We start from the raw sequence: 12,485 nt of genomic DNA, 5'->3' as shown, positions 1-12,485 counted from the left end.
TACTCAAGACCTGATCGTCTTCTTCGCCAGCTTTGGCACGGCTCTCGTCGCTCTGAACCTCTACAAGCTGTCTCGGCCTGCAAAGGGCTGAGGTCTCAGACCCGTGGGCAGATGTGAGTCACCAGATCGGCGTTGATCCAATAGCTCATAAAAAAAGAGGCAGGCCCCTCAGCCCACCCCAAACGACGCATTGAAGGCACCACTGCCTTCAGAACCATCATGCGCGATAGAGGGCCCTTCTGTGGCTTTCCACTGGATAAGCGCTGTAGCCAAATAGGCATAACAACTCAGTAAGAACCGTCTTGCTTTGTCTGATGATTTGGAGTGCGCCAGCACCACTGCAGCGCCTTGGGAGACGGAATGTTCGCGGGTTCCCTCGCCCGCGTCTCCCTAACTCAGCAGCGCGGAACGATGTGCGTCACTAGGTCAGCGTTGACCCAGTTGATGACGCCTGTATCGACGTCAGCTACCTGGAACAACGTTTGAACCTTTGGGTTTCTGGCACCGCCATCCACCCAGATCACATCAGCCATGCGCCAGGCCCCTTCGGTGTCAGTGATGATCACGGTCATCCCTGCTTTGACGTGCAGGAAAACAGGATCCGAGTTGGGAGCTGCAATGGCGCTTGCATGGTCAAGCGACATACCCTTCCTGTAGTAGTACATATGTACTACTACAGGAAGGGAGGGTTGGGCAACGGGAACAGCCTGAAGAAAACAGAAGGCTTCGGCAGACCGTTCGAACGACAGGCGCATCTTTAATCTGCAGACATGAGGGATCTGCTTGCCGCTGGGAGTCGAGGACCACTTGGCCTCCTCCCACACCAATGGGGAGTCGAGGTCCATCAGGCCTCTTCCCCACGCCTTTCAAAAATCAGCAGAAATTTCTGTGGTCCCTATGCGTATAGGCATGAGACTGAAATGCCCCCATACCCCTCTAAGTTCTGAGGCGACAAGGAGCCGGTCCGCTTACACGACTCCATAAGCCCCACTGATCAACGTTGTGGGGGTTTTGTGGGGGTTTCTCAGGTCAACGAAGCCCGAGACCCATTCGTATGAAGGGGGTGAACCGCCATGCCGTGCGAGCCCCAGTGGTCGACCTGGAAGAACCAGAAGGGGCGACAAAGTGGGGTTTCGTTTCCGGCTGCATGGCCGGTCTACGTCACCGTCACGACAGTCTCCCCAAGTCGAAAGAGAGTCAGATCAGAGCACTAGAAAAAGGCCGTCACCAACACAGCAGTTCGCTACCAACCCTAGTCCTGACTCTCGCTCTCGAGGGGCCAGATCCGGCGAATGGCGGCAAGTGCTGACTCAGCCTCATCGCGCCGCTTGAGGAGCGTGTCACCCTCAAGCAGCAGCGTCACGTGCCCCAACTTGCGGCCCGGTGTTTCCGGTGACTTGCCGTACCAGTGCAGGTGAAGCCCCGGCATGGCCTCCAGGGCCTCAAGCCGCTGATCCAAAGGAGGGTGACGCTCGGGGTCGAGGCCGAGCAGGTTGACCATCAAGGCACCACGGCTTTTGAGCTCGGGATCAGGCACGGGAAGACCAGCCGCGATGCAGAGCTGCTGATCGAACTGACTGCTGGTGCAGGCCTCGATCGAGTAATGCCCTGAATTGTGGGTGCGTGGAGCAATTTCATTCACCTGCAGGCCAGCGGGCCCATAGAAAAACTCCAGAGCCAACACCCCCACATAACCGAGCTTCGTCATCAGAGAGGCCGCCACGTTGTAAGCCAGGGCAGCCACCGAAGGATCCACGGGAGCAGGGGCCAGAACCCAGTCGCAGACTTGTTGATGTTGGTGGGTTTGCACCAGCGGAAAATGACGGATCCGGCCGCGCTGATCGCGGCTGACCACGAGAGCCAACTCCAGCTCGTAGTCCACCCAGGATTCCAACAACCAGTCGTCGGCAGGGACCGCCCGCAACAACTGCGCCAGGCCATCGATGTCGCGCAACACCACCGTGCCCTTGCCGTCGTAACCACCACGGGACGCCTTGGCCATCACCGGAAAGGTCCAGCCCTGAGGAAGCGCGGGCTGGGCCGGTGAAATCAAACTGAGCGGACACCAGGGCGGGCTCGGGATCGCCAGATCGTCGAGTAGCTGGCGCTGCGACAACTTGTCGACCAGGGGCGAAAGCGCCGCCAGCGAGGGCTGGAAACGAACCCCCTGCTGCTCCAGCGGCAGAAGGGCATCGATATTGACCCACTCGTTCTCGAAGGTGATGCCGTCACAACCCACCACCAGCTCCCGGGTTCCTGCCACATCCCGGGGATCCGCTGCCACGAGGCGCGAGGCCAAACCAGCCGCAGGATCAGCTGCATCGGACGTTTGAACAGCGATGGGAACATCGCGTTGCGCGGCGGCCTGCACAAGCATCCGTGCCAGCTGACCACCTCCAACAACGCCGATCATCGTGTCCGAGCTGATGTCCGCAGCTTGCCAGTTTGCAGGGTCGCTGACAGCGTCAGATCAGGGGGCGATCGCCGGCAAAGGCCAACCGGATCATGGTGAACAGCAACACCAACAGGAACAGCGCCAGGCCAAGGGTGCAGGCGTAGCTGATCTCCAATTCGGCAAAGGCCTGGTCGTACACGTAATAAACGATGGTTCGGGTGGAATCCGTAGGACCTCCCTGGGTCATCAGGAACACTTCCTCGAACACCTTCGTGGCCGCGATCGACGACACCACAGCGACCAGGGTCACGTAGGGACTCATCAAGGGCAGGGTGATGTCGAGATGCTTTCTCCAGCCCTCGCTGCCATCCAGCTCCGCAGCCTCATAGAGCTCCTGGGGAATGCCCTGCAGACCCGCCAAAAAAATCACCATGTAGTAGCCAAGCCCCTTCCAGAGGGTCACCAACATCACGGCGGGCAGGGCCAGCTGCGGCGTGGTGAGAAAACCAATCGGACTGAAAGCATCACCGAGCAGGGCACTCAACCATCCATTGATCAATCCGTTCTCGGCATACAGCCAGCGAAAGGCGATGGCTGCAACAACGATCGACACCAGCACCGGGGTGTAAAAGGCGCCCCGCAGAAAAGATCGACCGGGCAGCCCCTGGTTGACCAGCACCGCCAGCGCCAGCGCCCCCAGAACGATGGGAGGCACCACACCAACCAGATAAAGGAAGGTGGTGACCAGCACCTGCCGCGCCATCGGATCCGACAGCAGGCGCTCCAGGTTGGCCAAACCAACAAAACGCAGGGGTTCACTGACATCCAGCCCGGTGGCGGTGAAACTCATCACCAGAGCCATCAGGGCCGGCACCAGCACCGACAAACTGATCAGCACCACCGCCGGCAACAGGAACGCCCAGGCCGAAAGGAAGTTGCGCACTGATCTTTCGCGCACAGGACCAGCGACACTGTTGCGAGAGTAGGTGGGTTCCAACGGTTTCATGACCACAATCACCCCGTTGCATCACATCCGCGTTGCGCTGGAGCGCAACCCCTACGACGTGGTGATTGGAGAAGGCGGCCTGGCCAGGCTTGGTCAGCAGATGCTGGACGCTGGAGTGCAGGCGGGTCGGCGTGTGCTGGTGGTCAGCAATCCGGATGTGGCCAGCCCCTATGGCGACGCCTGCCTGAACAGCCTCAGAGCGGCAGGTTTCAGCGTGGAGTTGTTGGTGATTGACGCCGGCGAAACCCAGAAGACACCCGCCACGGTGGCGAGGATCCACGATGCGGCTTACAACGCCAAGCTCGAACGCAGCTCCTTGATGGTGGCCCTCGGCGGCGGCGTTGTGGGAGACATGACCGGCTTTGCGGCAGCCACGTGGCTGCGGGGCATCCAGGTGGTGCAGGTGCCCACAACCCTGCTGGCCATGGTGGACGCGTCGATCGGTGGCAAGACCGGGGTCAACCATCCCCGCGGCAAAAACCTAATCGGCGCCTTTCACCAGCCGCGGCTGGTGTTGATCGATCCCTCCACCCTGAACACCCTGCCCGAACGCGAGTTCCGAGCCGGCATGGCTGAGGTGATCAAATACGGAATCCTTGGCGACACGGCACTGTTCGAGGAACTGGAGGCCTGCCCCGACCCGAGCACGCCCGCAGGGCTTGGAGCCGAGCGCCTCAGCTCGATCCTGCAGCGATCAGCCGCGGCCAAGGCCCGGGTGGTGGCCGCCGATGAAAAGGAGGGTGGCTTGCGAGCGATCCTCAACTACGGCCATACCTTCGGCCATGTGGTGGAGACCCTCTGCGGCTATGGCACCTGGCTGCATGGCGAGGCGGTTGCCATTGGCATGGTGGCCGTGGGTGAACTTGGCGTGCTGCGGGGCAGCTGGAGTCGCGAGGATGCTGAGCGCCAACGCCGACTGATCGACAGCGCTGGACTGCCCACCGCCTGGCCCGATCTCGCCGCCGATGCGGTTCTGGACAGCTTGCAGGGGGACAAAAAGGTGCGCGACGGTCGCCTGCGCTTCGTGATGCCCACCAGCATCGGAACCGTTGAGATTCGCGATGACGTCAGTCGGGACGAGATCCTCAGCTGCCTTGAGCGCCTGAAAGGCTGAAGCCGTCTTCCGGCAACCCGCGCCGGTAGGTGAGCCAGCGGAACGCACCGAGCCCCGCGGGGTCCACCAGGCGAAGCAGGGCTTCACGTCGTTGCAGGGCTTCCGCCAACTGTTGGCCCGGTAGCTGCTGCAGTCCATGCAGACGCTCTGCAAGCCCCAAGGCCAGCAGGGCCTCTCCCTGCTTCGCCTGATCACCCACCATCCAACCGTTGCGCTGAGCCGCTTCATCCACAAGCTCGATGCAGAGGTGGGCCGTGAGGTCCTGCTCGCCGGGCTGATCCAAGGGCGACAGCCCCGCCTGCTGAGCGCAGACAGCCATCAAGGTGCCATCGGAGCGACGGGCTGTGAAATAACGCTGGGCCTCCAGGGCGTAATCAATCACCAGCAGCACGCCGGCATCCACGGCAGCCGCCGCCGCAGCGAACCAGTCGGGCAATGCACTGTTCCACTCCGTGGTCCACCCCTCTTCGGCATCGGGGGGCGGCAACTGAATGCCGCCTTGGCTGCACACACGCCTGATCTCCTGGTGCAAACCATCGGGGAGAGGCCGATGCATCGTTTGCAGCTCACCGTTTGGGTTGAGCTCCACCCACTGTTGCTGGAGAGATCCCTGCCGCCAGCTCAAGCGCTCCACCGGGAGGGCATCCAGCAACTCATGGGCGATCACCACCCCATGAACCGGAGCGCTGCCCAACGCGTCCAGGGAACACCAGCGCAGCGGCAGATCGTCTGCCTCCTCAAGCAGAGCTTGTTGCCGCCGTCGCATGCCGGGATTGGCCTCCACCAACACCAATTCGATCCGAGCCAACAGCTCTGGATCAGCACCACGCAACACAGCAACGAGATCCCGGGCCAGATGGCCTTCGCCAGGGCCGATTTCCACGATCGACAGGCGTTGATCCGGATCGCTTCGGGACATCGACCTCAGCCAGGCCAGGATCTGAGGAGCCAGAAGGGCTGCGAAATCACTGCCCAGCGAGGGGGAGGTGACGAAATCACCCTGGGCTCCGATGCGTGCACGGCCTGAGCCGTAATACCCGTGCTCCGGCTCATTCAGAGCCAGATCCATGAACCGGGAAAACGGAACGGCACCCCCCGCCTGATGCAGATGCGTTGCCAACCAGTCGGGACAGGACGCAGCCATCGGTTCCATTGGAGAGAATGCCGGTCGCTGCAGCAGTTCCATGGGAACACATCACATCCGACATCTGTGGAGCCTCGTCGTGGTGGCTCTGGTCAGCCTGGGTGTTCTGGTGACCCCGGCTGAGGCCTACGACAACCCGGAGCTGCTGCCGGATCACCCCACCCCGGTGATCGACCTCGCCAAGGTGTTCAGTGACACTCAGCGGGCCCAGCTGGAAGCATCCCTGGCGGATGTGGAGGAACGCACCGGCTGGAAGATGCGGGTGTTGACCCAGTACGAACGCACACCAGGTCTGGCCATTCGCGAGTTCTGGGGGCTGGATGAAAGCAGCCTGCTGCTGGTGGCCGACCCCCGCGGCGGGAACCTGCTGAACTTCAACGTTGGCGATGCCTACTTCGCGATGATGCCGCGCACTTACTGGGTGGAACTGCAGACCCGCTACGGCAACCAGTACTACGTGAAGGATCACGGCGAAGACGGAGCCGTGCTGGATGCCCTCAATGCGGTGGAAATCTGTCTGGACCGTGGTGGCTGTCAGGTGGTGCCTGGCCTTCCCCAGGAACAATGGCTTTGGACGCTGACCACCTCAATCTTTGGCGGTTTGATTGCTGGCTTTGCGGCTTATCCCCGCAAGGAGGGCGAAACCATCGCCTGGGCATGGTTGCTGTTGCTCTCCCCGCTGTGGGTGATGCTGTTCGGCGTCTTCGGCGTTGCCCCTGTGATCACACGCACGTCTGAAGTGATGCCCCTGCTGCGCAATGGAGTCGGCTTCCTGGCGGGAGGCATCGCCGCGTATCTGATCGCCCAGGCCACGGTTGGTCGAAAGCTTCAGAACGACGCCGAAGGCTGAGGAACGTCGAGAAACGTGAATGCCGTCAGAGCCGGGTGGCGCATTCAATGCGCGACCCGGTGCAGAGAGCCGGAGGGGGAGTGACGAGCGCTTGGCGCTTGACGTCACGCAGACGCCGCAACTCCGCGAGGTTCACGTCATAGAAAGAACGCAGTCGTGAGTATTTCTTGACGGGTTGGCCGTAGTAGCTGCGACCGGCGAGGGTTGGAAACGACGCCCATTCCGGAGCCAGCATGGCGGCGAGCAGCGGGCTGAGAACGCCGGTGTCGGTCAGACCCAGGGCTTTGCGCCGCTGAATCAGAAACACCGCGCCCTGGTCCTGAGCTTCAGGGCCGAAACCGCGCACGCCGATGCTGCGCTGAACCAGATTCCAGGTGAAGGGCATGAACTGGTAAGCCCCCGCAGCTGCACTGGCGTAGCGGGAGCTGTAAATCACCCGGTTGGGATGCCGGTCGAGCGAAGGCATCAAGCCACCGCCGAACATCACCCGATAGCCCACATCCAGACCACCTTTCCAGGTGCCTTCCGCAAAACGGATCGTGTTGAGCATCGCCCGACGTTCGGGCGTAATCACGTAGGGAATGGCCCGGCTTGGCTGGAAGTCAGAGGTATGGATCAGCTGCGCCCGAGAGGCGGGGGGGAGCAGGCTCGCCTGGGCAGGAAGAAGGGAACTGAGGGCAGGCAGAACTCCGACGATCACGGCCGCATGAAGCGTCTGACGACCGATGAATGCAGAGATAGCCATAAAGAGCGTTCAAGGAGCATGCCCTCGAAAGAGGACGATGAGCAGATCAGAAGCGGATGAAATGCTCGAGCAGAAAAAAATTTCCACACGCATTGACCCTCTCGAATTATTGGCTCAAATCAATAGGTATATATGACAGTAAAGTAATCGGCCAGACCACTAACAGGCAGGCAAATCAGCTCAAAAAGGTGATGAAAAAGACCAAAAATTAAAAACGACTTGCAACCCAACCCACCAGTGCCAGAGCGGCTTCTTCAGCCCCTGAGGCAGAAAGAGGGGCTTCGCTTGGCGCCAGCAACGGCTGGTCCAGCTGCCATGCGCCGGTGTCCAGCTCCTGACGGCTGAGGCAGCGGTGCTGGCCGTGGCGACGCAAACCATCCATCAGCACCGAAGCTTCGGCAAATCCGGTGCGCTCCACGACGTGCATACCAACCCCTTGGGCCATCGCCTCGCAGAAGCTGCTGAAACCCGGCTTGCCCAAAAAACGGGAGCAACGGCCGAGCACATCGACGGGGCGCAGTCCATCCGACAGAAACGTGAGGTTGGGGAGCGCCGCCAACTCAGGCGCTTGCGAGGCATCTGCTGAAGCCGGAAGCAGGAAATGGTGGTTGGGCCAGAGCTGAAACAGATCCCGCGAAAGGGACAAGCCCAGCCCTCCAAACCCCACCAACACCAGGGGAGCATCCTGGGCATCAAGGCAAGCCTCAAGATCCGCCGGAATGGGCCGCGGGCTGGCGCAAACCAAACCGAGCCTCTGTTCAGGCAACCCCCAGTGCATGGCGAGGTCAAACGGGCAGCGCAGCAACAGATCACCGCAGCGGTAAGCCTCAGCAGCAGTATCGGCCCAGCGTTGGAAGGCAGAGCCCATGGGGCGATAGATGTCATCCCACCCGAAATTGCTCATCCACACCAGAGGTGCATCGAGGCGCTGGGCCAGGGCGGCTGCGGCCGGGGGAATGTCCCCGATGATCAACACCGGCTGCCCCTGCGACGCAATCCAGAGAGCCTCAGCCTCGATCAGGGCCGGCAGCCGTTGCTCCAGCTCATCCAGGGCCCTGAGGGTGGTAACGCAATCCACACCGAGCGCGTCGGCCTGCACCATGCCCACATCCCATTGACAAGACCGCTGCTCAATCGCTGCATCCCCCAACAGCAGGTTGAGTACGGGGGAGGGCAGACCCGAGCTCATCACCAAGGTCCATGCAGGACGCAAGCGACGAAGTTGCTGGAGCACCGCAGCATCGCGAGCCGCATGGCCGAAGCCATGGCTGCTGCTGCAGAAATAGATCAGCACGGCAACGGAGCATCGATCGGCAACTGCTCCTGATGGATCAACTCAGCATCGGGGGTGTACCAGCGATGGGCGAGCTGCGTGAGGCGGGCCCCCTGGAATTCAGCCCAGGAGAGATGCAGCAGCGTTCGACCTTGCCCATCCACACCTGAACGGGGCACACAGGCGGCATTGATCAGCGCGGTTCCATGGCGATGACGCAACAAGGTCTGGCGGAAACCAGAGCCGCGCTTGAGGGCATGGTGCATGTGCCCAAAGATCACCAGATCGGCAGGTCGGTCTTTGGCCATGCGGTCCAGGGCAAGGGCCAGATCCTGATCCCCCCAGTCCACTGCCGGCGTCTTCCAGTCGCGTCCGCAGGGACTGGCGGCCTCGGATCCCAAGCCTGAGGGACCGCAGTGGGCCATGACGATCAGGGGCTGAACAGCGGGTACATCAGCTGCGGCCTGCACAATCCGCTCGGCTGAAGCCTCAAGCGACACCGGGCCGTACACCGCCTCCACCGCTTTCGATAGGTGAAAACCTCCACCAGCACTGCATGGACGCGCACCCACAACCGTCAACGGAAGCTCCGGCCATTGAATTGAGCGCCAAGCGCAATGGAGATCGCCGAGGACAGCGCGTTGTTGCTCGAGGATGCCGCCACTGCGATCACGCCCGCAGTCGTGGTTCCCCAGGATCACGGCCACGGGGAAGGGAAGCCGCGTGATCCGGCGCGTCAGACGCAGATCCCCATCAGCAAGATCACCAACAAAAAGGACAGCGTCGGGCTTGAGCAGCTGCAGCAGCTGCTCATCCGCGTCGCCCCAGGCGCCGTGGAGATCACCGGCAATGGCAAGTCGCAGGTGCTTCAGAGCGAATGCCTAGGCTGTGGCCATCCTGCCCCGAACCGGTCCTGATGAGCGCTGACACCGCCCTTGTTGCGGCGATCAACCGGCTTCGCCAGGACCGCAATGCCGTGATCCTGGCGCACTACTACCAGGAGCCGGAGATTCAGGACATCGCCGATTTCGTTGGTGACTCCCTGGAGCTGTCGCGCAAGGCCGCCAGCACCGATGCAGACGTGATCGTGTTCTGCGGCGTGCACTTCATGGCGGAGACCGCCAAGATTCTCAGTCCGGAAAAGACGGTGGTGCTGCCGGATCTAGAAGCCGGGTGCTCCCTGGCGGACGACTGTCCCGCTGATGAGTTCGCCCGCTTTCGGGCAGAGCACCCCGACCACTTCGTGGTGAGCTACATCAACTGCACGGCCGCAGTGAAGGCGCAAAGCGATCTGATCTGCACCAGCAGCAATGCCGTTGATCTGGTGAACCAACTGCCTGCCGACCAGCCCGTTCTGTTCGCCCCCGATCAGAACCTGGGGCGCTGGGTTCAGCAACAGAGCGGTCGCGAGCTGACCCTCTGGCCGGGACGCTGCATCGTTCACGAGACTTTCAGCGAAGAAGCTGTGCTGGCCCTCAAGCACGAACATCCCGGGGCTGAAGTGATCGCCCACCCCGAGTGCCAGCAGAATCTGCTGGACCTGGCGGATTTCATTGGATCCACCAGCAAGCTGTTGAATTACGCCGAACAAAGCTCCTGCAACAGCTTCATCGTTCTGACGGAACCGGGGATCCTGCATCAGATGCAGCAGCGGGTTCCTGAAAAAACCCTGCTCGACGTTCCAGGGATCGATGGATGCAGCTGCAATGCCTGCCCCTACATGCGGCTCAACACCCTTGAAAAACTGAAGGCATGCCTGGAGACCCTCACGCCTGCAATAGAGATGAATGAATCGATGCGTCTGAAGGCCATGAAACCCATGCAGCGCATGCTCGAGATGAGCCGGTGACTCGCCAAAGGGTGAATCAAACAAAGCACAAAACGAATAAATTTTCGAAATCTCAACCTGCGCGATGCATGTCACCCATAAGCAAGACCAAAGGCATCAGGGTTCTGACCTTGATGGCAGCGATGGCGGGGACGTTGTGCACCGCAGCGGCTACACAACCGTGGGACCAACCGATTCCTGAGCCCGCAACGGAGTCCACAGCACAAACGATCAAGCTGGCCGAGCAACTCAACACGGTGGGCGCCAGATTTTTTGGAGCCCATTGGTGCCCCGCCTGCAAAGAACAGATGAAGCTCTTCGGCAAACAGGCCGGAGCCAACCTGAACTACGTGGAATGCGGTCTGCCCGACAAGTACCCCGACCAGCTCAGGCAGTGCAGGGATGAAAACATTCGGTCCATCCCCACCTGGACACGGCCGGGATCAACGCGACTCCAGGGTGTTCAATCGATCAACACCCTGGAGCGCTGGAGTGGCCTGAGGCCTCAGCCACTGAATTGATTACTTCTTACGGCAATAGCCAGCGCCAACATTCATCCAACCGGAGGGGCAGGCTTCACCGTTGGTGGGCTTCATCTCGTAATAGATCGGAGACACACAGGTGGTGCCCAGGGTGTTGACATAACCCAGGGGGCATTGATTGTGGCCTTGGGCCTTGGGAATCTTTTTCTGAGCCAAAGCGGAACTGGGCACAGCCAGGGCTGAAACAAACAGAGCGGCAGCGAGCAGCTTCATGGCAAGCGGGTCGAACGCGCTCAAGGTATGGGCCTTTCAGACTGTCTGCAGCGATCGGTGGCGGAGCTTGATCGAACGCACACCGGAGGGGTTGTATTGCCGTGCCGCGAAGGCCTGGGTCGACCCATGGCGTCCGGTTCCCAGGGCCCTGATCACCCACGCCCATGCCGACCACGCCCGCCCCGGATGCGGGGAGTACTGGGCCGTGGCCTCCAGTGAAGGGGTGCTGCGCCAGAGGCTCGGAAAGGACATCACCCTTCACCCAGTGGCCTACGGCGAAGAACACTGGCTGGGGCAATGCAAGGTGTCGTTTCACAGCGCCGGACACGTGCTCGGTTCGGCGCAGATCCGCCTGGAGTCGGAGGGAGAGGTGTGGGTGGTCAGTGGGGATTACAAACGGGATGACGACCCCAGCTGTGACCCCTTCGAACCAGTGCGCTGCGATGTGTTGATCACCGAAGCCACCTTCGGAATGCCGATCTATCGCTGGCAAAGCGGTGAGCTGGTGGCCAAGGAGATCCATGCCTGGTGGAGCCGTGATCGCAGCAGGCCATCTCTGCTGTTCTGCTACGCCTTCGGCAAAGCCCAACGCTTGCTGGCTGAACTGAAGGCCATCGGCGTGGAGGAGGAGGTGCTGCTGCACGGCGCCGTTGAAACCGTGACCCGCCACTACCGCGAGGCAGGGGTTCCGATGACCGCCAGTCGTCCCGTCAGCGAACTGCCCCGCAAGGATCCGCTCGAAGGGCGATTGATCCTGGCGCCACCGTCGGCCCATCGCTCCAGCTGGATGCGCCGCTTCAAGTCACCCCAAACCGCCTTTGCCTCCGGCTGGATGGCGGTGCGCGGAGCCCGTCGACGGCGGGGCTACGAGCGGGGGTTCGTGCTCAGTGATCACGCCGACTGGCCTGGACTGATCCAGACCGTTCGCGACAGCGGCGCCCGCAAGGTGTACGTCACCCATGGACAGAGTGACGTTCTGGCCCGTTACCTGCGGGAGGTGGATGGTGTGGATGCGGAACCGCTGGACACCCTGTTTGAAGGAGAGTCGGACTAGAACTTGGCGATGCCGTCCGGCAGCTCGGGGAGGTTGAGGTTTGCTTCGCGACCTTCGATCGCGGCTGTGAGCGATTCGATCATCATGGCGTTGCCGCTGTCTTGCACGGCCTCAAGAGCCTTCTGAAGACGACGACGACGGTCGGATGGATCATCCGATGTGCCGGAGCCAGACACGGGGGTGACGACGGCCGTGGCTGAGGCGGTAGCGCGCACGCTGCTGAGTTGTTGCGCGAGGTTGTCCCAGAGGAGTGCCATCCGGCTGATTCAGGAATCTGTGGCTCAGATCAACACAGGTCTCCGCCGGATTTCCAGCACTGCT

14 protein-coding genes and 1 other RNA gene are annotated in these 12,485 nt (G+C 61.4%); 5 read left to right on the top strand and 10 right to left on the bottom strand.

The window, feature by feature from the left end; genetic code table 11:
• Window positions 1-395: 395 nt before the first annotated feature.
• The 4 genes from SynRS9902_RS06830 to SynRS9902_RS06815 form a co-directional block, all read right to left on the bottom strand.
• Window positions 396-644 (bottom strand): DUF3104 domain-containing protein, encoded by a 249-nt coding sequence (locus SynRS9902_RS06830; RefSeq protein WP_186510569.1) that lies wholly within the window; start codon window positions 642-644, stop codon window positions 396-398.
• A gap of 417 nt (window positions 645-1,061) precedes the next feature.
• A non-coding RNA gene (gene ssrS, locus SynRS9902_RS06825) (6S RNA) lies at window positions 1,062-1,245 on the bottom strand.
• A gap of 7 nt (window positions 1,246-1,252) precedes the next feature.
• Entirely contained in the window at window positions 1,253-2,413 is a 1,161-nt protein-coding gene (locus SynRS9902_RS06820; RefSeq protein ID WP_186510455.1) for a 5-(carboxyamino)imidazole ribonucleotide synthase, read from the bottom strand.
• Window positions 2,414-2,465: 52 nt separating this feature from the next.
• Window positions 2,466-3,338, bottom strand: a complete 873-nt coding sequence (locus SynRS9902_RS06815) for a carbohydrate ABC transporter permease (RefSeq protein ID WP_186510568.1) — start codon at window positions 3,336-3,338, stop codon at window positions 2,466-2,468.
• A 61-nt stretch (window positions 3,339-3,399) separates the two neighbouring features.
• Between SynRS9902_RS06815 and aroB the strand changes: the two genes are divergently transcribed.
• The gene (gene aroB / locus SynRS9902_RS06810) at window positions 3,400-4,515 is read left to right on the top strand and encodes a 3-dehydroquinate synthase (protein ID WP_186510454.1); all 1,116 of its coding nucleotides are present in this window, start codon (window positions 3,400-3,402) and stop codon (window positions 4,513-4,515) included.
• Here aroB and SynRS9902_RS06805 read toward each other — a convergent pair.
• Window positions 4,487-5,659: a class I SAM-dependent methyltransferase gene (locus SynRS9902_RS06805; RefSeq protein WP_255446254.1), complete on the bottom strand. Its 1,173-nt coding sequence runs from the start codon at window positions 5,657-5,659 to the stop codon at window positions 4,487-4,489. The genes aroB and SynRS9902_RS06805 overlap by 29 nt on opposite strands.
• Before the next feature lie 40 nt (window positions 5,660-5,699).
• On the opposite strand from SynRS9902_RS06805, the gene SynRS9902_RS06800 reads away from it, so the two are divergent.
• Entirely contained in the window at window positions 5,700-6,509 is an 810-nt protein-coding gene (locus tag SynRS9902_RS06800; protein WP_115132697.1) for a TPM domain-containing protein, read from the top strand.
• Between the two features lie 25 nt (window positions 6,510-6,534).
• Here SynRS9902_RS06800 and SynRS9902_RS06795 read toward each other — a convergent pair whose 3' ends face one another.
• The 3 genes from SynRS9902_RS06795 to SynRS9902_RS06785 form a co-directional block, all read right to left on the bottom strand.
• Entirely contained in the window at window positions 6,535-7,254 is a 720-nt protein-coding gene (locus SynRS9902_RS06795) for a glycoside hydrolase family 104 protein (protein WP_186510452.1), read from the bottom strand.
• Window positions 7,255-7,462: 208 nt separating this feature from the next.
• On the bottom strand, window positions 7,463-8,548 hold the full coding sequence (locus SynRS9902_RS06790) for a hypothetical protein (RefSeq protein WP_186510451.1): 1,086 nt from the start codon (window positions 8,546-8,548) through the stop codon (window positions 7,463-7,465).
• On the bottom strand, window positions 8,542-9,390 hold the full coding sequence (locus tag SynRS9902_RS06785; protein WP_370586340.1) for a TIGR04168 family protein: 849 nt from the start codon (window positions 9,388-9,390) through the stop codon (window positions 8,542-8,544). Before SynRS9902_RS06785 ends, SynRS9902_RS06790 begins: the two co-directional genes overlap by 7 nt.
• Before the next feature lie 53 nt (window positions 9,391-9,443).
• Here SynRS9902_RS06785 and nadA point away from each other — a divergent pair, with 53 nt between their 5' ends.
• On the top strand, window positions 9,444-10,376 hold the full coding sequence (gene nadA / locus SynRS9902_RS06780) for a quinolinate synthase NadA (RefSeq protein WP_186510450.1): 933 nt from the start codon (window positions 9,444-9,446) through the stop codon (window positions 10,374-10,376).
• 68 nt (window positions 10,377-10,444) lie between these two features.
• A complete protein-coding gene (locus SynRS9902_RS06775; RefSeq protein ID WP_255446253.1) occupies window positions 10,445-10,876 on the top strand; it encodes a hypothetical protein in 432 nt (143 codons plus the stop codon).
• On the opposite strand, the gene SynRS9902_RS06770 is transcribed toward SynRS9902_RS06775, so the two are convergent.
• Entirely contained in the window at window positions 10,877-11,110 is a 234-nt protein-coding gene (locus SynRS9902_RS06770; protein ID WP_186510449.1) for a hypothetical protein, read from the bottom strand. It abuts the gene before it with no gap.
• Between the two features lie 67 nt (window positions 11,111-11,177).
• On the opposite strand from SynRS9902_RS06770, the gene SynRS9902_RS06765 reads away from it, so the two are divergent.
• Window positions 11,178-12,164 carry a ligase-associated DNA damage response exonuclease gene (locus SynRS9902_RS06765; RefSeq protein WP_186510448.1) on the top strand — a complete coding sequence of 329 codons (987 nt, stop codon included), beginning with the start codon at window positions 11,178-11,180 and terminating at the stop codon, window positions 12,162-12,164.
• Here SynRS9902_RS06765 and SynRS9902_RS06760 read toward each other — a convergent pair.
• Entirely contained in the window at window positions 12,161-12,421 is a 261-nt protein-coding gene (locus tag SynRS9902_RS06760; RefSeq protein WP_186510447.1) for a hypothetical protein, read from the bottom strand. The genes SynRS9902_RS06765 and SynRS9902_RS06760 overlap by 4 nt on opposite strands.
• Window positions 12,422-12,485: the final 64 nt, after the last annotated feature.

Source organism: Synechococcus sp. RS9902 (assembly GCF_014279635.1).
GTDB lineage: Bacteria > Cyanobacteriota > Cyanobacteriia > PCC-6307 > Cyanobiaceae > Parasynechococcus.
The sequence above is the reverse complement of the archived record's forward strand: the minus strand, read 5'-3'. Positions and strand labels throughout refer to the sequence as shown.